Annotated in this window: 16 protein-coding genes; 8 read left to right on the top strand and 8 right to left on the bottom strand. The window is 42.3% G+C overall.

What is annotated here, in order from left to right:
- Position 1: 1 nt before the first annotated feature.
- From PHEP_RS13800 to PHEP_RS13820, 5 genes are all read right to left on the bottom strand, one after another.
- Positions 2–3,118 carry a DUF6298 domain-containing protein gene (locus PHEP_RS13800; RefSeq protein ID WP_238326479.1) on the bottom strand — a complete coding sequence of 1,039 codons (3,117 nt, stop codon included), beginning with the start codon at positions 3,116–3,118 and terminating at the stop codon, positions 2–4.
- Between the two features lie 196 nt (positions 3,119–3,314).
- Positions 3,315–4,940: a polysaccharide lyase gene (locus tag PHEP_RS13805; RefSeq protein ID WP_015808598.1), complete on the bottom strand. Its 1,626-nt coding sequence runs from the start codon at positions 4,938–4,940 to the stop codon at positions 3,315–3,317.
- A gap of 238 nt (positions 4,941–5,178) precedes the next feature.
- Positions 5,179–5,943, bottom strand: coding sequence for a LytR/AlgR family response regulator transcription factor (locus PHEP_RS13810; protein ID WP_015808599.1), 765 nt, complete (start codon positions 5,941–5,943; stop codon positions 5,179–5,181).
- Between the two features lie 54 nt (positions 5,944–5,997).
- On the bottom strand, positions 5,998–6,936 hold the full coding sequence (locus PHEP_RS13815; protein WP_015808600.1) for a sensor histidine kinase: 939 nt from the start codon (positions 6,934–6,936) through the stop codon (positions 5,998–6,000).
- On the bottom strand, positions 6,937–8,169 hold the full coding sequence (locus PHEP_RS13820) for a hypothetical protein (protein WP_143715752.1): 1,233 nt from the start codon (positions 8,167–8,169) through the stop codon (positions 6,937–6,939).
- Between the two features lie 243 nt (positions 8,170–8,412).
- On the opposite strand from PHEP_RS13820, the gene PHEP_RS13825 reads away from it, so the two are divergent.
- Positions 8,413–10,899 carry a pectate lyase gene (locus PHEP_RS13825; protein ID WP_036674653.1) on the top strand — a complete coding sequence of 829 codons (2,487 nt, stop codon included), beginning with the start codon at positions 8,413–8,415 and terminating at the stop codon, positions 10,897–10,899.
- Positions 10,900–10,956: 57 nt separating this feature from the next.
- On the opposite strand, the gene PHEP_RS13830 is transcribed toward PHEP_RS13825, so the two are convergent.
- A complete protein-coding gene (locus tag PHEP_RS13830; protein WP_015808603.1) occupies positions 10,957–11,316 on the bottom strand; it encodes a cupin domain-containing protein in 360 nt (119 codons plus the stop codon).
- A 166-nt stretch (positions 11,317–11,482) separates the two neighbouring features.
- Between PHEP_RS13830 and PHEP_RS13835 the strand changes: the two genes are divergently transcribed.
- Positions 11,483–11,911, top strand: a complete 429-nt coding sequence (locus PHEP_RS13835; RefSeq protein ID WP_015808604.1) for an SRPBCC family protein — start codon at positions 11,483–11,485, stop codon at positions 11,909–11,911.
- A gap of 164 nt (positions 11,912–12,075) precedes the next feature.
- Here PHEP_RS13835 and PHEP_RS13840 read toward each other — a convergent pair whose 3' ends face one another.
- Both PHEP_RS13840 and PHEP_RS13845 read right to left on the bottom strand, forming a co-directional pair.
- Positions 12,076–13,731 (bottom strand): polysaccharide lyase, encoded by a 1,656-nt coding sequence (locus tag PHEP_RS13840; RefSeq protein WP_015808605.1) that lies wholly within the window; start codon positions 13,729–13,731, stop codon positions 12,076–12,078.
- 220 nt (positions 13,732–13,951) lie between these two features.
- Positions 13,952–16,762 (bottom strand): outer membrane beta-barrel protein, encoded by a 2,811-nt coding sequence (locus tag PHEP_RS13845; RefSeq protein WP_015808606.1) that lies wholly within the window; start codon positions 16,760–16,762, stop codon positions 13,952–13,954.
- A gap of 312 nt (positions 16,763–17,074) precedes the next feature.
- Between PHEP_RS13845 and PHEP_RS13850 the strand changes: the two genes are divergently transcribed.
- The 6 genes from PHEP_RS13850 to PHEP_RS13875 are packed head-to-tail and all read left to right on the top strand — an operon-like array spanning position 17,075 to position 22,628.
- Positions 17,075–17,839 carry a DeoR/GlpR family DNA-binding transcription regulator gene (locus PHEP_RS13850; protein ID WP_015808607.1) on the top strand — a complete coding sequence of 255 codons (765 nt, stop codon included), beginning with the start codon at positions 17,075–17,077 and terminating at the stop codon, positions 17,837–17,839.
- 2 nt (positions 17,840–17,841) lie between these two features.
- A complete protein-coding gene (locus PHEP_RS13855; protein WP_015808608.1) occupies positions 17,842–19,248 on the top strand; it encodes an L-fucose/L-arabinose isomerase family protein in 1,407 nt (468 codons plus the stop codon).
- The gene (locus tag PHEP_RS13860; protein ID WP_015808609.1) at positions 19,227–20,051 is read left to right on the top strand and encodes a transketolase; all 825 of its coding nucleotides are present in this window, start codon (positions 19,227–19,229) and stop codon (positions 20,049–20,051) included. Before PHEP_RS13855 ends, PHEP_RS13860 begins: the two co-directional genes overlap by 22 nt.
- 10 nt (positions 20,052–20,061) lie before the next feature.
- Positions 20,062–21,024, top strand: coding sequence for a transketolase family protein (locus tag PHEP_RS13865; protein WP_015808610.1), 963 nt, complete (start codon positions 20,062–20,064; stop codon positions 21,022–21,024).
- A 41-nt stretch (positions 21,025–21,065) separates the two neighbouring features.
- Positions 21,066–21,998 carry a D-ribose ABC transporter substrate-binding protein gene (locus PHEP_RS13870; protein WP_015808611.1) on the top strand — a complete coding sequence of 311 codons (933 nt, stop codon included), beginning with the start codon at positions 21,066–21,068 and terminating at the stop codon, positions 21,996–21,998.
- A gap of 3 nt (positions 21,999–22,001) precedes the next feature.
- Complete coding sequence (locus PHEP_RS13875) at positions 22,002–22,628, top strand: DUF2291 domain-containing protein (protein WP_015808612.1); 627 nt, start codon at positions 22,002–22,004, stop codon at positions 22,626–22,628.
- The last annotated feature ends 5 nt before the right edge of the window (positions 22,629–22,633 follow it).

Below are 22,633 nucleotides of genomic sequence, written 5' to 3' on the forward strand. Positions count from 1 at the left end.
TTTAAATTTTATTGATAAAAACGACTTCGTCTCCCGATGAAAGCTTATTAAATTCTTTAGCGGCTCCCCCCTTTATCTTTTCTTCCTTAACTACCAGGCCGCTGCGCGGGTTGATGTATTTTACCACATAGTTTCCTCTAGCTTTACTTAGGTCAAGTTTTACAGGAACGGAAGAGCTGTTGTACAACAGATATGCGCCATCTGGATTAGCCAAAGCATACTGACCTGAAGACCGGCCGGCCAAATTAAATGGTTTCATTGTGGCCACACCCGAAAGCGAAGCATTATTGGCAGCCGGAACATTTGACAAAGATCCGCCAGCCATAAAAACGGCCCAGCCAAAAGCATCAAAACCATCACCTGAATAGATCACTGCCTTTTCGGGATATCTGGTACGATATTCTGCTACAGCACGGTATACCTGATCAAAAGATGTTTTTTTAGGTTTCAGCAAACGTGCATGCTGGCGAGGAGCCAGGTTTTGTCCACCTTGTGGTGCATAAGCAGAACCATCAGCCTGGTAATGCCAATAACGGATGTCGACCAGATCGACTACTCCTGCCCTGTTTTTATCGGCCAATATGGCATCCTGCACATCTTTAGTGGTACTTAAACCAATAATCGGGTGTTTACCTGTCTCTTTTTCCCATTCTTTAATGGTATCTATCCAGAACTCTACAAAATGTAATGGCCCGGTAAACTCTGCACCGATCAACTGGATTACACCGGTATTGTCTTTAAAATTATCAAGGCATTTACGGATATAGGCACGGTGCAGTGCCTTACGCTCAGCATTGCTGATGTCATAAAATTGCCCTGCCATAAATATCCTCTTGTCGCCCGCGTAAGGTACTGGCTCCGGAAAACCGGTATTATTGATGTTATTTGCCGTACGCCATGGAAAATCGGCATAATGCGCACCAGCTTCTATAATGTTATGCTGGAAATAGTTTTCGTGGATCAGTACCAGGCCTTTCTGATCAGCAAGGTCTGCAAATTGTTTTAACCTGCCCCAATACCATGGGTTGTATTTGCTAATGTCGTATTTGCTCAGTCCATCCCATGCTTTATCCTGTCCGCTGCGTGCAAAAGGCAATTCATAAAATGGCGTCCATACTTCTCCGTCCATTCTTCTGATCCGCTCATGGTCGTCACGTCTCCTGTCGTACCACAAACCATAATTATGGTCTAAGATCTTTACTGATCCTTTTTGCATAGAGTCAGTTATTTCTTCCAGATCGTCTGTCAGCCCCTTACCTGTACGGCCAGGTACAAAACGGGTGATGTGCATTTTCATGCCTTTAAGCGCATATGGCCTTGCGCTGCCATTCCACCATTGGACGTCTGCACGGTTTCCGGTTACCAGGGCATTGCCCCGACGCAACCAACCATTGCTTATCTGCATCGCACTGGCCTTAGCCGGAGTATTAATTCTCTCAACACCTATTTTGTCAATATTTTTTGCATTGCGCGTATCAGTTGAAATCTTTTGTCTTTCGGTTGCCTGATCTATATATTCCGTTAACAGCATGGCCGGTTTATCAGCCAGTCTGGTTAGCTTCTGAGCTACATCCACTGGCGGGCTACTTGAAGCTTCCGTTTCTACAGGCATTACAAAAGTCCGTTCATCGGCCTGTTTTCCCAGCCTGTCCTTCAATTGGGCATAATACAAACTACGCGGCTGGATCTGCTCGTTAGACATATCCCAATAACCGTCGCCCGAGAATTGTGCCCAGGTACCAAATGCCCAGTTCTGCGCAGTTGGCGGAGCATAACAGTCTACCCGGGCCGCTGTACACTGCCAGAATACGCTGTTGGCGGCCGACCAGCCTGCACCTTGTCCGTCCTGCCCTCTGTTCATAAAACTCAGGGCCTGTCCGTCCACATTAACAATATCAAATAAAACACCTGATGCCCAACTGTCAATTGTTCCGCTAAAGCTAAATGGCAGATAAGCCTGGCACTGGACAAAAGCATTTGGACCGGGAGCACAAAAGCCAACTGCAAAATCATGATAAGCATATTCAGAATACAATCTTTGAAACAGTGTTTGCCCTCCTGTAGTTAAAAAAGTATATCTGCGTTCGCCACCAATCTCCGAAACCGGCGCCAGCGATTTACAATCTTCCACAGTTATCCTGTTTGCAGTTTCCTGAACAGTTACTGCTGAACCTGCAAAATGTTCAAAAACAACCTGGCGTACCCATGCATCTGTGGCATTTTCTATAGAAATGGCCGTCCAGCGGTGGTATTCATCTTTAGGGTTTTTATCATCAAAGCCCGATGTAAATCTTATATTTTCTGCACCGGAATTGAAAATTCTGCCATTCCAGCTATATTTTGATACAGTAGCCCCACCATAAACAGCATCCAGCGCTGTAGTTAAGGGTGCATCCAATAATAAAGTATTCCCTTCAACCCCAATCACTTTTCTGTCCCAATAAATGTCACGTTGTCCTGCTTTCCAGCCCAGTGAGGTAATGCCCCCGCCAAAATGGTCTGTTCCAATCAAATCAATCCAGTTTTTAGAGGATATGCGTTGTACAATTACCTGATCACCTTTTTTAAATCCTCCATTTGCAAGGGTAACCTTCATTGCATTTACCGGAACATATTGATCTGTAACTGCTACAGGGGCCTCTTTAATACGATCTGGTTTACCAGCTATGCGTAATACCCCCATTCTGTCCAGTCCTGTTGCAAATATCTCCGTTCCGTTTTCCCCCATTCCGCTTCCACGCAAAACCACGCCGGAAGCATTGATCTTTAAAGCACCTCCAACTTCATATTTTCCTTTTTCCAGCAATACAGCTCCCCTTAAGCCATCTTTGCCTAAGGGCAAAGCTGCAACATAGTTTAAGGCCGATTGGATCCTCAGGGTAGCATCGCCTGATTTAACCGGCACAACAACCTTTACTACAGCCTCTGGTATGGGTTGCTCTCCGGCTTTATAACCTGCATAAGAAAAATCGGGAATCCGGTTGCCTTTTTCGTCCGGACTGTAATTCAGTTTACCTTCTTTACCTTTAAATATTGGTTTTGGTGGTTCGGGGATATTTACTTTTTGTGCATACCCGGCCAATACGAAAAACTGTCCCAGTATGAGCAAGCCCAACAAACGACAATATTTTATAGGATTACATTTCACAATCGTTGTAATTTTACAAGCAGAAATAACGGTTTAAAACCCTTAGATGCCACTCAAATTTATATTTGTGTCACAAAATTAAAAGATAAGCCGAATGCTTGTTATAGCATTTTTCCTATCTATTATATGATCTTATCATAAGCCCTTTAATTGTGTAAAGACCTTGTTATGGTCTTACACTTTTAATGTCGGTCAGGCTGTTCAGGTAATTTTCAATATTAGCATAACCATTTTTACTGATCTTTCCGGCATCAACAGCATTTTTGGGATCCAGACCGTTTTTGATCTCCCAGGCATCAGGAATTCCGTCGTTATCTGAATCCTGATAAGCCGTTCCTGTATATTCAGGATAACCACCTACCTGGCTAATGTCTGAGATAATTCCCTGTTTATAAGAATCTGCAGGTAAACGTCTTTTAATGAACTGCCCGCCAACCGGTGGTTTTGCCTGTTCGCTATACTTGATTTTTCCTGTTTTAACCTGTTCAACGATACGCAAGTCTACCGCATCACGTTTCGGTAAAGTGGCACCGGCATTCTTCAATACATAATCATATGCCTTGTAAGCATCAACCGTAGTTACATGCGCCATTGGCATAGGTTTATCTGTACGGATGGAATCCAGTAATTTTTGATTATTTGTTCTGTCGGCCGGTTGCACACCGCCTGCCCAGTTGTCTTTTGTTACTTTTTCATTACCCTCTACCACATTCCCGCTTACATAAGCTTTTCCAAAGAGATGTGCATATCTTTTATCCCGGCCAGACTCGGGTTTTAATATTCTGTACGAAATGGGTTGCCCGGCTGGTGTAATCGGTCCTGGTTTATAGTAGTTGTTGATGAAATTGAACAGTGAATTGTTATCGCCCCCGTCAGCACTGCGGTTCCACCAGTTAAAAATTACGTTGTTCACAAAACCAAAATCGCCATACATCCCTATAGATGGGTTTCTGCTAATGTTATTGGCCCATAAATTCCGCATAAATGTACTGTTTAGCCCACCAATGGTACTACCAAACGAATGGTTATAGGTATCCAGTGCTTCAGAGAAGATAGAATTTTGTATGGTCACATTTACAGTCGGCAGTTTCTCTGGTTTTGAACCATCATTTGCATGATATACATGCCTGTAAATAGACATATTTTCATCCAATCCCCAACTTGCCGAAACATGGTCGATAAGGATATTTCCTATTGGATTACCACCCAGCGCATCATCTCTGCGGGTTACATCGGTGGCTCCGCGGCGAAAACGCATGTATCGGATCACCACATCATGGGTATCTATCCATAAAGATTCCCCGGCAATACATACCCCATCCCCCGGAGCAGATTGTCCGGCAATGGTCAGGTACGGCGCACGGATGCTAACCGGGCTTTTTAAGTGTATGATTCCAGCAACATTGAAAACTATGATACGTGCTCCACCTTCTTCACAGGCAGCACGAAATGATCCCGGACCACTATCGGCCAGTGTGGTTACTACAATGACCTTACCTCCACGTCCTCCCGGTGTAAATGCCGCACCACCTTCAGCTCCAGGAAAAGCCGGCAGTTTAACCTTTACAAGGTCGGAGGGTTTGGATGCTCCAGGTACATAAGGCCGTCCATTATTTTTAGCTTCCTCCTGCACTATTTTAAAAGCCTTTTCCCAGGCCTGATCAGACAATTTTCTTTGCTGTGCCTCAACGGCATCAGATGAATCCTGTAAGGCTGGTGGAATGGTTGGATATTGGGCAAAAGCTACTCCGGTGCAAAGCACCGAAAGCAGGGTCAAAACGGTTTTTCTCATAACATTTGGTTAGTAGTTCAAAATTAACATACGGTTAACAATATATCTTGTACAATTTTCACATGGTCCTGTATGATGTTATCATAATCAAAATGTCCCTCCTCCAAAATGCTGCAAGCGGAATATAAGAAGGAAAGTCCTGTGATGATATGAAAGAACTGAATATTAACCTTAATAAAAATGATAACCTGATGAAGGGGGATTATTTGATACTGAATGCGGATATCATTGAACTGAATTATTGATCAAGCCATTCTTTGAAAGCAGGCGTTTTCTGGCTGCTTACAATTACTTCTTCTTCTATTGCAGGCTGGAGTACCAATTTTAATCTCCCTTTAAAATAAGGGTGGATCTCTTTGGCTGCATCAATGTGAATGATCAGTTTTCTGTTGACATGAAAAAACAGGCCCGGGTTGAGCATCTGGATCAGCTCATCCAGGGCATAGTCAATTGGAAATTTCTCGCCCTGCCTTGTAACCAGCAGGCTCAGTTTATTATGGGAATAAAAATAGGCTACGTCATCAGTTTTTATGGTTTTGATCTTTGCCCCTGATTTTACCATGAACCTGCTTTTATAGCTGGCTTCTCCTTTCCTGATCATGCTGACAATGTCATTCATCTGGATGGGGTCCGAGACAGAAGAAAAGGATTGGCGGATATCCTTCATTTTCTCCAGGCTCTTGTACAATTTATTGTACTGTATAGGTTTTAAAATGTAGTCTATGCTATGCAGCTGAAAGGCATCCAGTGCATACTGATCATATGCAGTACAAAAAATTACCGGGCATTTTACCGTAGTTTGCTTAAAAATCTCAAAGGAAAGTCCATCAGATAAGTGGATATCTAAAAAAATGAGGTCCGGAAGCGGATGTTTTTGCAACCATTTTATAGTACTTTCTATACTGGGTAAAACTTCCAATACCGTTATCCCTCCATATTCAGTTAATAAGGCCTGGAGTCTTTGGGCAGCAGGAACCTCATCTTCAACAATTAAAACTTTCATTCGTTTGGGGTTAAACCTCTAATTTCACTGGCACTAATATATAAAATTGGCTTTTCAATCTTCCAGTTCTAAAAGCGGAAGTTTCACAACAAAGGAATTTTCATCTCTAACTACAGTTATTGCACTATCAGATAAGTACTTGTATCTTTTACTGATATTTTCCAGACCTGTATTGGCCAGTTTACTTTCCGAATTCGGTTTGGGCTGGTAATTATTCCGGACAACCAAAGTTGTTCCATGCTCAATAAAAATACCGATCATCAGCGGGCTCTTCAGGGATATTTTATTGTGTTTAATTGCATTCTCGACAAGCATTTGTAACGACAATGGAGGTATGCACATCGTGTCCGGTAGATCTCCGGGAATGTCAATATCAATTATACATTGTTCTTCGAAACGTTTTTTCAATAAAAAAACATACGATCTGATAAAAGTGATTTCCGTATTTAGGGCAACCAACTCTTCTTTTTTATATTGCAGTACATATCGGTATACATCGGCAAAGCGTTCCAGAAAAAACTGGGCATCCCTGGAGTTTTCTTCAATGAGGGTTGACAGTACATTCAGGTTATTGAACAGAAAATGAGGGTCAATGTGCATGCGTAATGCTTCCAGCTGGCTGTTTAAATTTTCCTGTTTCAACTGGTCGGACTTTATATGTTCTTTTTTCCATTGCATCATAAAATAAATGCCAAAATTGACTGAAAGTACCGGAATAATAAACAACAGCCCATAAATGTTGAGCACCAGGATCTGGGCCAGATCGGGCGGGGTAACTGTACTGGTAATCTTAAATAGATAATAACTAAGGTTAATGCAGGCCAGAGAATAAATACAACTCAGCATCAGCTGAAGGAAAAACCTCCTGGCTGTATATTTAAGCCAGGACACGCTTTTATCCAATATTCTAAAAATAAATCTGTTGCCAAACCAAAGCAGGACAATAACGGTTAAAATCCATAAAAATGCGACCAGGTAGTTTAGATACATCATTTATCTGAATGAGATTTCGTTGATCATACTCCAGGGTATATATTTGTGTTCCGGGTTTTCCAGCCAGACCAATATACCCCAATTTTTTGCTGTTACATCATTGTGATGCCCTAAAATCAATTCCCTCTGGTCGTTTAAAGTAACATTGGTGTAGCTCTGGCCCATTGGGGATATTTTGCTGATGTACTTAAAAGGTATCTGGTAGTACATCCCGTCTTTATTACCTTCCAGCAGTTCGCAGTTCCATTCTTCATCCATATCAAAAACGCAATTGCCTTTATACATCCTTTTGTCGCGTGTGGTTACCGCTGCAAATATCTTTTTCGGACTTTCATAAGCCTCATAGCCCAGGTTGTCGGGCATTGGCTCGAAGCGTATTGATCTGAAAGCTTTCCAGGTGACAATTACCCTGCCCCACCGGGGATGCATCACTACTATTCCGGCGTTGGTAGCTGAAACATCCCCCCCATCAGTTAAATAAACTTTTTTCCCCGACTTCAGGTTTACTTTCACCCCTTTATCAAAACGTTCTATTTCAGCAATATCAGAAAATTCGTATTGAACAGCTTGCTCCCCGTTCAATATACCCTGCAGACTTTGGTTATCCAGGCATTTTATTTTATCCCATTGGATAAAGCCGCTAAATGGCCCTGCTGTTGTGATCACTGTACCGTAAAGTGGGTTCCCTTTGAGATGGTTTAAACGAGGGGGGCCGGCAAAAAAACGTATGGTACTGATGGCAGACCATTTTATAGTGCTCACAAGTTCGTTGTTATACACGACAATGTCCTTGCCCAAATGCCGGCTCTCGTGCTCGTCCACCATTACCCTGATTTTAGATCCGCTTTTATAGTAAAGCTGTGCTTCTTTTGCTCCGGTTACATGGATCAGCGCAATATCTCCGAAACGTGATAAAATTTCACTTTTCCTTTCGGGATATTTATCTTTCCATAAGTTCATAAATTTCCAGTCAAGTACCGGCTCAACGCCGTCTTTAGACAGGTTGTTTAGCTGATACTCACTCAAATACTTCAGGTTGGGATTAACCTGTTTGGCAACCAGCAGAATATCGGACCACAATACCTGCCCGCCACTCCACCTGATCTGGCCGGTATAGACCTGCTTGTTTTTTAATTTAATTTCCCCATATATAAATCCTTCGTGCTGGGCCCTTACCTGGGCTGCAAGGAAAATCAGGAACATAAAATGTAAATACCAGCGATTAAATCTCATTATTTTAGTTAATCCAGACAATTTATTTATTTATATTGTTCTAACAAATAAATACCAGCCAGATACTGATAATTTAGAATTGAACCGGGATATTAACAGGTTGAATAAATTCATCCATGAGTTATCCCGGTTCAGTACAATAAAGTCTGATTACAACCATCATCTATTTGCTATCAGCAATAATTTCTTTCTATTTATATGAACGAAACGCCTAAGTTTCAAAACATAAGAACCAAATATATAATGAAACCTTTTTACACTAAATTCCTGCTGTTCATTTCTTACCTTTCCATTCCAGGCATGGTAATGGCACAAACCAACAGACCTGTATTAAAAGTAGATTTAAATGTCTCTTCCCGCAGAGCTGCAGAAGTAAATGAATTTGAATATATACCCTGGCCGGTTAAATCCGGAACTTCTGATCAGCTTAAGATCAAAGGTGTAACCATCACCTTCAGTAAGAAAGGCACAGCTGGCTCAGGACTGCAAACTGATTATTATAAAACAGGTGTTCAGGCACCAAATTATGCCAGGCTGGCCAGTGATGGACTGATGGTTAGCGATGGAAATGCCGGAGCTGAAATAGAAATGCGCATCAGCGGACTTCCGGCAGGGCCAAATACCCTGCTTACCTTTCATAACATTATAGGAGGCGGAGGGCCCGACAATTATGCCCCTATTGACATCTACGTAAATGGGAAACTTGAGGTGAGCAAACTGGTACCTTCTTACCGCGTGCTGGCAAATACCAATATCAGTACAGCCTACCTGCAGTTTAGCGCACAGTCTGGTAAAGACGTGGTAATAACTTTTAAAGCCGACAAGGGCTCTTTAGCAGCCAATAAAAATCTGATCATTAATGGTTTTGAACTAAATACGCCCAATGTGACTGACCTTGCCCAGTCGCCACAGCCATTGCATAGCGATGAACACGTTAATGCAGATGCCGGAACATTAACATTGAGCTGGACAGCCGCAAAAACCGCATTGTCACATGATCTGTATTTTGGAACCGATTCAGCCGCAGTAGCTTCTGCAACTAAACGTTCTCCAGAATTTAAAGGCAACCGCAAAACAAGCACTTATAATGCAGAAAAGCTTTACAGTATGCTTACTTATTACTGGAGAGTTGACGAATTGAATGCAGCAGGGAAAGTTACCAAAGGCAATATCTGGCATTTCAGGCCACGTCAGCTTGCTTTTGCTGGTGCCGAAGGTTATGGCCGTTTTGCCCGCGGCGGCCGGGGTGGAAAAGTGGTTGAAGTAACCAACCTGAACGATTCAGGCCCTGGAAGTCTTCGGGAGGCCCTTGGAAAGGATATTGGCCCACGCACAATTGTATTTACGGTTTCGGGGATCATTACCTTAAAATCGCGGCTGGTCATCAATCAGCCCTATGTAACCATTGCTGGTCAAACTGCACCAGGCAAAGGAATCTGTATCCGTAGCGCACCATTGGGGGTTGTAGCAGATGATGCCATTATCCGTTATATGCGTGTTCGCCTTGGAAGCGGTACAACTTACGATGGCATGGGAATAACCGGTGCAAATCATAGCATTGTAGACCATTGCTCTATCAGCTGGACCATTGATGAATCATTTAGCTCGAGGGGAGCCCATAACATCACTTTGCAACGTACCCTTATAGCAGAAGCGTTAAATATTGCCGGGCACAATAAATATGAGGTCGGAAAATCACATGGTTTTGCAGCCAGTGTTGGTGGCGATGTTGGTAGTTTTCATCATAACCTGCTGGCACATTGTGCCGGCAGAAACTGGAGTTTAGCTGGTGGGGCCGATGGCGACGGCAATTACTTAGGCAGAATGGACATGCGCAACAATGTTGTATATAACTGGGACTATCGTACTACAGATGGTGGTGCAATGGAAGTTAACTTTGTAAATAATTATTACAAACCAGGTGCGGCCACTACTTTTAAATTTGCTTTAAATGCACAGCATGAGGGCTATGGTGGCGGTATGCAGCGCTATTTCTTCGATGGCAACGTTATGCCGGGGCAATTTGATGAAAAGAACCAGGAAAGGGGACGCAAAGAATCGGGCAGAAAAGTAAGTTACCAAACCTTTGTCGACAAGCCCTTCTTCCTTCCCTATGTAACTACACAAAGTGCAAGAGATGCTTATAAGGATGTATTGTCTGATGTTGGCTGCAACCAGCCAATTTTTGACGATCATGATATCCGCATTGTCAATGAAACACTTGGTGGAACTTATACCTATAAAGGCAGCAAATCCGGTAAACCAGGGTTGCCTGATTCGCAGGAAGATGTTGGAGGATGGGAAAATTATCCTGAAGTGCAACGCCCGGCCGATTTTGACAGTGACCATGATGGTCTGCCAGACTGGTGGGAAAAATTGCACCAGCTGAATCCCCACTCCGCTTCTGGAGACTTCTCCGATGCCAATGCAGACCCTGATAAAAATGGTTTTACGAATCTTGATAATTATCTGGAATGGATGGCAGGTCCTCATTTTATGATGGCAACAAGTGGAAGTGTTGAGATAGACCTGAAACAGCTGTCCAGGGGATATACAGAAAAACCGGCATACCGGGTTTTTGCCGCAGTTAATGGCCAGGTTGAACTGGCTGACAATGGCAAGGTTAAATTTACTTCTGCAAAAGGCGGACTCGCGTCTTTTAAGTTTACGGTAACCGATGCCGCAGGAAGCACCTTTACCAGAACCATAAATATGGCAACGGGAATTTAAGATAAATGCAATAAAAAAGGGAGAAATGAAATGCTCCCTTTCCATATCTGCTGTTCTTTATATACTGTCTAAAACATGTTTTGTCAGGTCGCTTTCTGTATCACCAGTATTTAACGTCGTTGCAGGCTCAAAAAGCATAACAGAAACTTCATTTTCTGCAACCGGCCTGTGTTCCGTTCCTTTCGGAACAATTAAAAATTCATTTTTATGGATTACAATTGTTTTGTCCCGGAGTTCCATTTTCAAAACCCCTTCCAGTACTAAAAACATCTCATCCTCATCATCATGTTTATGCCAAACAAATTCACCCCTAAACTTTGCCAGTTTAACATGTTGTCCATTAAGTTCCCCAACAATTTTCGGACTCCAATATTCAGAGAATAGCTTTAATTTCTCAGCGATAACTACCTTTTCCATTTATAAATATAATCAATATACCCCAAAACGGTCAAGATCTCCTTTTTTTACCCCAGTAACTTCCACGCCTTGCCGCATATCGCCACCTTTTTTGCCGCAGCCGGCCCATATATGTTAACAATAATATATATACTTTTGAAAGCCGCAAGTATACTCAATCATAAAAATGGAAAAAATCGAACATATCAATTACATCAAAGCACCTATCGAAGTTATTTATAAAGCATTGACAACACAAACTGGACTTGGGGCTGTTTGGACGGAAAAGTTGATCGTTAAACCCGAATTAGGCTTTATCAATGAGTTTGATTTCGGAGATAATTATGCCACAAAAATGGAAGTAGTAGAGCTGTCTCAGAACAAAAGGGTGCTCTGGAAATGCATAGCTACAGACCCGGAGTGGGTAGGAACAGGTATTTCATTTGATCTGACAGAGAAGGATGGAGTAACAACAGTTGTTCTCAAGCATTTCGATTGGCGCGAACTGACAGAATTCTACCGATGGTGCAACTACAACTGGGCTATGTTCCTGTTAAGCCTGAAAAGTTACTGTGAAGATGGGCAGGGAACACCCTATCAAAAACGAAAGTTTTAGTACCCAGGAATCCAAATTTAGATTGCCCCGGTTCGGGAACTGGTTGCAGTTAGCCCTTGCTATAAATGAAATCAAGCCATGAATTCATAATAAGCTGTGCTCAAATAATTAAGCACAGCTTATTAAATTCAATTATTTCTTCTTACTGCAAGAAGAAAAGGATCTTAAGGTTTAACTGTTTTTAACGGAACCACACTGTTTAAATACAATTCGATATTCGAGTAGCCACTTTTGGTGATCTTTGCTGCATCAGCTGCATCATTGGGATTTAATCCATTTTTTGTTTCGTAACTATCCGGCATACCATCATTGTCCGAATCCTTGTAAGGTGTGCCCTTGTATTCCGGATATCCACCTACCTGGCTGATATCGGTAATGATACCCATTTTATAAGAATCTTTTGGCAGCCTCCTGTGTTCAAAATCCGGTTTATCTGATAATTTCACATCTTTCAGATAATTAATTTTACCGGTTTTCACCTGTTCAATTACACGTGTATCTACCGGATCACGTTTTGGTAAAGTTGCACCCACATTGGCCAGCACATACTTATGCGCATCCATGGTTGGTAAAATGGTCATTTCAGCCATTGGAAAAGGTTTTTTAACCCGCATGGCAGCAAAGTAAGGCTGGGCCTGCTCGTAAGACATCAGATTGCCTTTCTTATCTTCCACCTGCACACCCCCATTCCAGTTATCTTTAGTTACCTTTTCATTGCCTTCAATGATATTTCCTTCCACATAAGCCCTGCCAAACACTACATAAGGCAATTTACTGCGACCAGATTCCGGCTTTAAGATCCGGTAACTGATCGGGTCATTTAAGGTGGTAACAGGCCCAGGTTTGTAATAGTTATTGATAATATTGTACATGGCCGTATAATCACCACCATCTGTAGAGCGGTTGTTCCAGTTAAAGATCACATTATTTGCAAAGTTAAAAATACCGTTCCATCCGATAGAGGGGTTACGTGCACCATTATCTGCCCAAAGGTTACGCATAAAACTACAGTTTTCTCCACCCAGGGTACTGCCAAAGGCATGGTTCCAGGTATCTAAAGCCTCAGAAAAAATAGAGTTCTGAATGGTAATGTTTACGGTAGCCAGTTTAACTTCCTGTTTACCGGTACTGTCATTATACATATGACGGTACATAGACATATTTTCATCCAGTCCCCAGCTTGCCGAAACATGGTCAATCATGATGTTCCCTACAGGATTTCCGCCAATAGCGTCATCTCTGCGGCCAACAAAGGTCTCTCCCCTTCTAAATCGCATAAAACGAACAACCACATCATGGGTATTTAACCAGACCGATTCACCAGCTACACAAACGCCATCACCTGGTGCAGTTTGCCCGGCAATGGTAATATAAGGTGCACGGATAATTAAAGGGGTTTTGATGCGGATGATTCCAGCAACATTAAATACTACAATCCTTGCACCACCCTGCTCACAGGCATCACGTAAAGAACCAGGCCCACTATCATTTAAATTGCTGACCACAATGACACGACCACCGCGACCACCAAAGCTATAAGCACCCCCACCTTCAGCACCGGGAAAAGCCAGAATTTCCGCTTGCGGCAAATCAACCGGCCTTCCTGCCCATGGAATATAAGGCTTACCTTCTTTAGCTTCTTTTTCTATAATCGGGATTGCTTTTTGCCAGGCGATCTCCGATTGACGATAGGCTTCCTTCATCATATCACCTGAAGCTTTAGCCACATCCTGTGGTATTTTAGGGTATTGAGCGAAAGCAGAGGGCGCTGCAACCACCAGTGCTGCAGAAAATACGAATTGAAAAAATCTCTTGTTCATGATGTCTCGAATAATAGATATACCAAAAGTACCTGGTATTTCAGATGAATATGATTTGGTTAGATTGTATAATAATCCAAAAATGCAACCTAACAAATGTCTTTTACTATAGTATTTTTCCCATCTATTGTATGATCTTATCTGATCAGTTTTTTATACGTCAAAATAACGTTTATGTCTCGGGTATGTTACAGTTCGTGTCCCCCGTTCCTGATCAATTTTACATAAAACTCCCGTCCCCTCTTCTCCGTATCGGTTGTCCCTTACGCCCCTTCGCCCCGCTCCATTTCTGCAGGCGCATGCTTAAACGAAGCATAAAATACTGGCTAAGCGCATTGGACTTTGTATCTGTATATCCCCCGTTGTCATTATAATCACGGTTTACAAAATTATTCTGGTTCAGGATATCAAAAGCATGCAAAGAGATTTTTCCCCTTCGGTTAAGCAATTCTTTTTCAAGATAAGCATTTACTACAAAAGGGTTGCTGGTCAGATTGGCCTTGATACCGCTTACATAATTTTTACTGGCGCTGTAGCCAAACAACCAGCTTTTCAGAAAATATATTTTCCCATCCACATTGAATGCAAGCGTACTGGTCTCATTTTGATTTTTTAAAAGGGTGTTTTCAGATTTAGTATAATTGTGCGAAACATAAGGATTCACCTCAAACCAATCTGAAGGGTTAATCCTTGGTCCGAAACGCTCAATAAAAGTTTTAACCGTATTGATATTCTGGTCGCCGTTGCTCATTGAAATCCGATGGTTGTAATTTGCAGAACCACTGAATGATAAATTGTATTTGCGGTTGCCAAATTGCCTGCTGACAGAGTAATTTCCTGCCAGACGATAGGAACCGTTCACATTGATGTACCTCGTTTCAGAAATGTATACCGCTTTCTGGTTGGGCCCGACTACCACATTTGGATCCAGCACATCTATCGTATTGTTTACCACACTGTTCTGCGTAAAAGAAGCATTCATGTTTAGTGAATAATTCATCTTAATATCTGCCAGGTAGTTGTTGTACTCCGACCTTATGGTATGTGTAAACGATGCTTTCAGGTCAGGATTACCAATTCTAGGGTTTTGAGGGTTGCTTACATCTTTTACAGGCTGGATCTGGTCAAACGAAGGCTCATTTGCAGAACCGGAATAATTAAGGGAAATTTTATGCTGTCTGGACCATAAATATTCCATTCTTGCAATGGGGATCAGGTTAAAACTCTTACGTTCAGTGCTGGTGCCCAGACTTACTTTGGTGCCGGAAAGCAAAGATGGTATTCCGGTTAAACCAGCCGAAAACCTGAATTTGGAGGTATTCACCATACCATATCTGAAGTTGAGTGAAATGCGCGCCTGGGTAAAAGAATAATCAAAAATATTACTTAAAGAATCAATCACTTCCGAATAACCGGTGGGCGTCACATTCCTTGTGGTGGCATCATTACTGTAACCATTGTAATTTAACTGGGCATTCAATTCCAGCTGTGTATTTAACGACAGTGGCTCTACATAAGTTATACTACCCCTATATGTATTTTGCAGGTTTTTTCGCGCAATGATCCTGTTGACCAGGGAATCCCTGCGCTCCGTTTCGTCCTCATTTAGAAAATAAACAATATTGGCCTCCCGTTGCTGTTCCACATCATTGTTATTGCTGTTTAAATTGGCATGTAAGGACAATCTCCTTCTTTTATTGCCAAACCGATGGGTATAACTGATCGCAGCACCCAGCTGGGGCCTGGTATTTGTACTTGCATTTGAGCTGATCTGGCGCTGATGCCGGAAACCCGTCTGGTAAGAAGAATCAGACCTTAAACTTAGCGAAGAACTATAATTAATTGATGGCGAGAAATTAATGAAATTATTGCTGTCCAGTTCAAAATCTATATCGGCCTTAAAGTTGTGGTTTTTCGAATTGTTATCACTTACATTGCCCCTGGTGGTATTGGTGGCAATTAAAGTATCTTTTTGCGTTACAGGATCTCTGAAATTGGTAAATGAATGTGTAAAGCTACTGTTTAAAGCATTTATATCGTTTCCGTTAAATCCGTAATTCATGTTAACCTCAATCTTCTTTCCTATTTTATCACGGATACTGAAGGAAGCATTCCCATCGTTCGTTGTGCCACCTGTTCCGCCACCCCCACCACTTCCGGCAACACCATTTACGGTGTTTTTGTAGCCTGTCCTAACACCAATCTGCTGATTGCCATTGATCCTTGTCCCAAAAATACCTGCATCATAACGTTTATTGTTTCCTCCTGCAGTGTTTAACCGCAACAGGTTACCTACCGATTTATCTGTCCTTGTAGTGATGTTCAGTATTTTTTGAGGATCTCCATCTTTAACTCCTGTACGTGCAGCTTCATCGCCATAATCATCTACAATCTGGATCTTATCTACAATTTCGGCAGGCAGGTTTTTAATGGCATTGGCCACATCACCCCCTAAATATTCTTTTCCGTTTAGCTTGGCCTTTAAAACGGCCTCACCGTTGTGCACAAGGCTACCATCTGTTCCAACTTCCATCCCTTCCATCTTTTTCAACAATTCATCCACGGTCGAATTCTCCCGCACTACATAATCACTCGCCTTATATTCTATGGTATCTGTTTTATAGGTAATAGAGGGTTCTCCATTAATGACCACCGTATTTAAAGTGTTTTTTTCTTCTTTAAGCACAATAGGATCCATCACAATTCTTGGTATGCGGTCGTTCTGCTTAAAAAGCATTGCAGGCGTTTTCATATACCCGATGCTCTGGACTACGATGGTATAGGTGGCCGATTTTACATTTTTAAATACAAACACCCCATTATTATTGGTAGCCGTCTTTAAAGTGTCTTTATCTGAAGTAAGACTTACAGTTGCACCAATCACCTCTAAATCAGTACTGTCTTTTACAATACCGCTGATTTCCCGTAATGGTAATGGAGGGGCAACTGGTTTTGAAGGTTTGTTTTGAGCATTAATTTGAGTGGTTCCAAACATGGCAAGGGCAAGTAAAATAAAAGCGCATTTCTTCATTGGTAACATTTGGTTTGGTTTAAGGTAAGACCCTCACTAATGATATAGGTTTAATCATGATTAATTATTATTTACACTTTTATCGTCTGAATTTACTTCGTCCGGAAGTTATCCCGTTTCATCGCAGGAATATCCCATTCCACACCAAAGCAATTCTCTAAAAAATTTAATACGCTTATTTTATCCTTTTTAAAATTAGAAACCGAAGAAAAAGGCCATCGTCTATCTTTGTTTATTTTCGATTTTTTTCGTTTGTTAATTATTTTTTTGTTTTATTTGAAGATAACCAAATAAAAAACACCTTTAATCATCATGCTTGCTAATCAACGAAAAGACAAGATACTGGAACTGTTAAAAGAGGATGGATCTGCAAAGGTGGTAAACCTTGCAAAACTCTTTAAAGTAACAGAAGTGACCATCCGGCAGGACCTGGAAAAACTGGAAAAAGAAGGTCTGGTACTTAGGGAACACGGTGGTGCCTTTTTAAAGAACATGGAAAACCAGGTGCGCACATTTTCCTTAAGCCATCAGGACCACCTGGACAAAAAGGAATTGATCGCAAAAAAATGCCTCGAATTTATAGAAGCAGGAGATACCATTATCCTCGACTCGGGCTCTACTACTACCGAAATCGCTAAAAAACTAAAAGGAATTAAAAATTTAACGGTCATAACCAATGCCTTAAATATTGCTTTGCTGCTGGGTGTAGAACCCGGAATTGAAGTAATCATGACAGGTGGAGAATTTAAGCCACCTACCCTATCGTTAACGGGACAAAAGGCCGCCGATTTTTTTAACGGGCTAAACGTGCATAAACTTTTTCTTGCCACAGCCGGCCTGTCACTCAAAGCCGGGTTAACCTACCCGAGCATTAGCGACCTGGTGGTGAAAAAGGCAATGATCAACGCAGCCGAGACCACTTATTTAGTGGCAGATTCTACCAAAATCGGGAAAAGCTCTCTGGCCAGCCTGGGTGCATTGTCGCTCATAGATTACATCATTACTGATGCAGGCATACAGGAAAAATATAAGAACTTATTAAACGAAAACGAAATAGAGCTGATCATAGCAGACTGAGGATGGAAAAGCAAACTACAATAGGCGTAATTATAGGCAACCGGGACTTTTTCCCCGACAGACTTGTGGCTGACGCCAGAACGGAAATTTTAAAGGAACTGGATAAACTGAACATCAAAGCTATAGTTTTAGCAGAGTCCCAATCGAAACTTGGGGGTGTGGAAACTTTTCAGGATGCACAAAAATGTGCTGAACTGTTCAAACAACACCGTGAGGAAATTACTGGGGTTCTAGTGGTATTACCCAATTTTGGTGATGAAAGAGGCGTTGCTGAAACACTGAAACTCTCACAATTAAATGTTCCTGTACTCATTCAGGCCTATCCTGACGACCTGGATAAACTGGATGTGGCACGGAGAAGGGATTCCTGGTGCGGTAAAATCTCTGTTTGTAATAACCTGTATCAATTTGGCATCAAGTATACCCTGACCACCAAACATGTGGTCCATCCGTCAGACCCTTCTTTTATAGCAGACCTGAAAGATTTTATTGCCGTATGCAGGGTGGTAAAAGGTTTAAGGAATGTACGTATTGGTGCAATAGGTGCCAGACCAGGCGGATTTAACACCGTACGTTACAGCGAAAAAATATTACAGCGACACGGCATTTCTGTAGTTACAGCCGATCTTTCAGAAATTCTGGGCAGCGCCAATAAACTCAGTAAAGACGACCAGGTAGTAAAAGACCACCTCGAAAAGATCCACAACTATGCACCATCTGGCACTACCCCGTCCGAAGCATTGATCCAGATTGCAAAGCTTGACGTGGTGCTGAACGACTTTATGAAAACACATGCACTGGATGCAACTGCCATTCAGTGCTGGACCTCGCTGCAGCAAAACTATGGATGTAATGTATGCACATCGATGAGCATAATGAGTGAAAACATGCTTCCAAGTGCCTGTGAAGTTGATGTTACAGGTACCCTAACCATGTATGCCATGCAGCTGGCATCGGGTTCGCCAAGTGCATTGGTAGACTGGAACAACAATTATGCTGCAGACGACGAAAAATGCGTATTGTTCCATTGCGGAAACTGGGCAAAGTCGTTTTTACCAGATATACAGATCAGCAATGCGCCCATTCTAGGAACTACGGTGGGTGTCGAAAATACTTACGGTGCACTTGACGGCCGCACACCTGCAATGCCCTTAACTTATGGGAGGATCAGCACGGATGATACCCGGGGGGTAATCAAGGCTTATTTTGGTGAAGGAGAACTTACCGACGATGCCCTCAATACTTTTGGCAACAGGGCCGTAGCCAAAATCAATAATCTGCAGGGATTGATGCAGTACGTTTGCAGAAATGGCTTTGAGCACCATGTAGTCATGAACGCTTCCAAAACCGGGGCCGTACTGAAAGAAGCATTTGAAAATTATATGGGATGGGAAATTTATCAGCACTAGCAAAATCGATCGGCTACCGTAAAAAGATACTCAAATACATTTACGGGGCAAAAGCCGGACATACCGGCGGCAGCTTATCCTGTATTGATATTTTAAACGTACTTTACAACGAGATCATGAACGTTGGGCCCGAGAATATCAAATCGCCCGACAGGGACCGCTACATTCAAAGTAAGGGCCATTGTGTTGAAGCGCTGTTTGTGGTACTTGCAGATAAAGGATTCTTTCCCGAATCGGACCTCGAGACCTTGTGCCGCTACAAATCACATTATATTGGTCATCCTACAAAGAAAGTGAACGGTGTAGAACAAAACACCGGCGCATTGGGCCATGGCTTACCTTTAAGTGTTGGAACAGCCATTGCAGCAAAGCTGGATGATAAAGATTACAAGGTTTTCACCTTGCTTGGTGATGGGGAATTGCCCGAAGGATCTAACTGGGAGGCCGCATTAACTGCCGCACATTATAAACTCGATAACCTCTGCGCCATTATCGACCACAATAAACTCCAGATCACCGGGAAAACAGCTGATGTGTGCAATACCGATCCTATCGATCAAAAATTTGAGAGTTTCGGCTGGTCGGTCAGACATGTAGACGGCCATAACCTGGTCCAATTAAAAGAGGTGCTGAGCAGCCTTCCTTTTGAGGCAGGCAAACCCAGCATGGTCATTGCACATACGATTAAAGGAAAGGGCATCAGCTATATGGAACATCAGATCAAATGGCACCATGGTGTACCTTCTGATCAGGAATATGAATCTGCACTGCAGGAATTAGACAATACTTTGGCTTCATCATAATTTAAATAAATTGGAAACAGTTGTAGATCAATTACCAGGAATAGGACAGGCAAACCTGGAGGTTTTCTCTGAAACCTTGCAGCGGCTTGCTGAAAGAGATAAGGACATTATTGTAGTAACCAGCGATTCAAGGGGATCAGGAAAACTGGTGCCTTATGCGCAGCGGTTTCCCAAACAAATTATAGAGATTGGAATTGCAGAACAAAACCTTGTTGGCGTTGCAGCAGGAATAGCATCGGCCGGAAAAAAGGTATTCGCAGTTTCCCCGGCCTGTTTCCTTACCGCCAGATCGTTTGAACAAATCAAAAATGATGTGGCTTATTCTGACAATCCGGTCAATTTAATCGGTATCAGTGCTGGTGTTAGCTATGGTGCTTTAGGATCAACACATCATAGTTTACATGATTATGCAGCCTTAAGGGCTGTAAATAACATGATCATTGTTGCCCCCGCAGATAATTATGAAAGCGAACAGGCCATTGTTCAGGCCGCAGCCCTTAACCAGCCGGTATACATCAGATTTGGAAAGAAGAACATGCCCCATCTTACAGGCGCCGATAAAGGTTTTCAGTTTGGCAAGGGAAGGATCATTAAGCCGGGAGCCGATCTGACCCTTATCGGAACCGGTGAAACAGTATACCCTGCTTTGCAGGCAGCCCGGAAATTACAGGCCGAACATGGCATTGTTGCTGCTGTGATAAGCATGCACACCATTAAACCCCTGGATTACGGCCTGATTGCAGATTTGGCCAAAGGTGGCAAACCCATCATTACAGTAGAAGAACACAGTATCTTTGGCGGACTGGGTGAAGCCTGTGCATCGTTTTTAATGGAAAATAATTATAGAAACCCTTTTAAAATCATAGGCATTCCTGACGAATACACTGTAACGGGCTCGCAAAACGACATTTTTAACCATTATGGAATATCAGAAGATGGAATTTTAGCCGCAGCAATGAAGCTGCTCAGCTGATCCGAACCCATATAAACCTAACCAAATATAATCCTGTAAAAATGAAAAGAATTTATGCATTCTTTTTACTGCTGTCCTTACTGACATTAGCTTCCTGCAGCAATAAAAATGCTGCCGGTGAACCTAAAAAAATTGCAGTAATTGTTTCAACCTTAAATAATCCCTGGTTTGTGGTGCTTGCAGAAACCGCAGCAGCAAAAGCCAGGTCTTTAGGCTATGAAGCAAAAATATTTGATTCCCAGAACAATACCGCACTGGAAGCAGACCACTTCGAAAATGCCATCAGTTCGGGCTTTAATGCCATTTTGTTTAACCCTACAGATGCAGATGGCTCCATTGCAAACGTTTCAAAGGCAAAGGCAGCAGGTGTGCCGGTATTTTGTATGGACAGGGAGGTCAACTCTACCAAAGCTGCCACTTCCCAGATCTTGTCCGACAGTTACTCCGGCTGCATAGCCATTGGCAAATATTTCGTGAAAAAACTCAACAAGAAAGGTAAATATGTCGAAATACTTGGCTTGGTGGGCGACAACAATACCTGGGCACGTTCCAAAGGCTTTCATAGTGTGGCAGACCATTATCCAGGATTGAAAATGGTTGCACAGCAAAGTGCAGATTTTGACCGGAACAAAGCAATGGAAGTACTGGAGTCTATCTTACAGGCAAATCCAGATATTGATGCCGTTTTTTGTGGAAACGATGCCATGGCCATGGGGGCTTATCAGGCCCTTTTTGCTGCCGGAAAGGCCAACCACGTGCAGGTATTTGGTTTTGATGGGGCCGATGATGCCCTGCAGTCTATAAAGGAAGGGAAGATCAAAGCTACCGGAATGCAGTACCCCAAAATCATGGCCGAAACTGCCGCACTTTATGCGCAGGAATATTTTAAAGGCAAGCGTGATTTCCCGCAAAAAATTCCTGTAGCAGTTGAACTCGTTACTGCTGAAAATATTAAAAATTACATTTCAAATTAAGCCATGAAGAAGTTCTTAAAATATTTTGCTGCTTTGGTCATTGTTCTTTTTGTTGGCTATCATTCGGTCTATTTCAAAAAACTGAATGAAGTACAGGCGAATACCCCATCAGGAAAAATCAACACCACTGCTTACACCAGGACATTCTGGGATAAGAAACTCCTCCCATCCTTAAACAAGGCCATATCTCTAGATCAACTGATCGGCATGCTCCATACTGATCCTGAAAATACATTCAAAAAATATAGCAATGCTTTAGGAATAGGAGAACTGAAATATTTTATGGTTAAAGCTGAAGGCAGTGTAAAACAGGTCGGCGACAATGACCTCACCGTAACCTTAGCTACAGACAACAAAACGGTAAAGATCGAGACGGAATATGTGTATGGAAATGCAGTACGAGATGCTTCCGGACTGATCAATAGGAATGAATTTGACAACACTTCAGATTTCAATGAAATTTCGGCAGGTATCAATAAGATTATTAGAGAAGAAGTGCTGCCGGATTTTAAAAGAACTGTAAAAACCGGCGACCACATTACATTTACCGGTGCCATAGAAATGAACAAAAAGTTCTTAAACCTGAGTGATATAGAAATTACACCCATACAATTAAAAATACTTAAATAATGCAT

Origin of the sequence: Pedobacter heparinus DSM 2366, assembly GCF_000023825.1 — a bacterium.
GTDB classification, from domain to species: Bacteria; Bacteroidota; Bacteroidia; order Sphingobacteriales; family Sphingobacteriaceae; genus Pedobacter; species Pedobacter heparinus.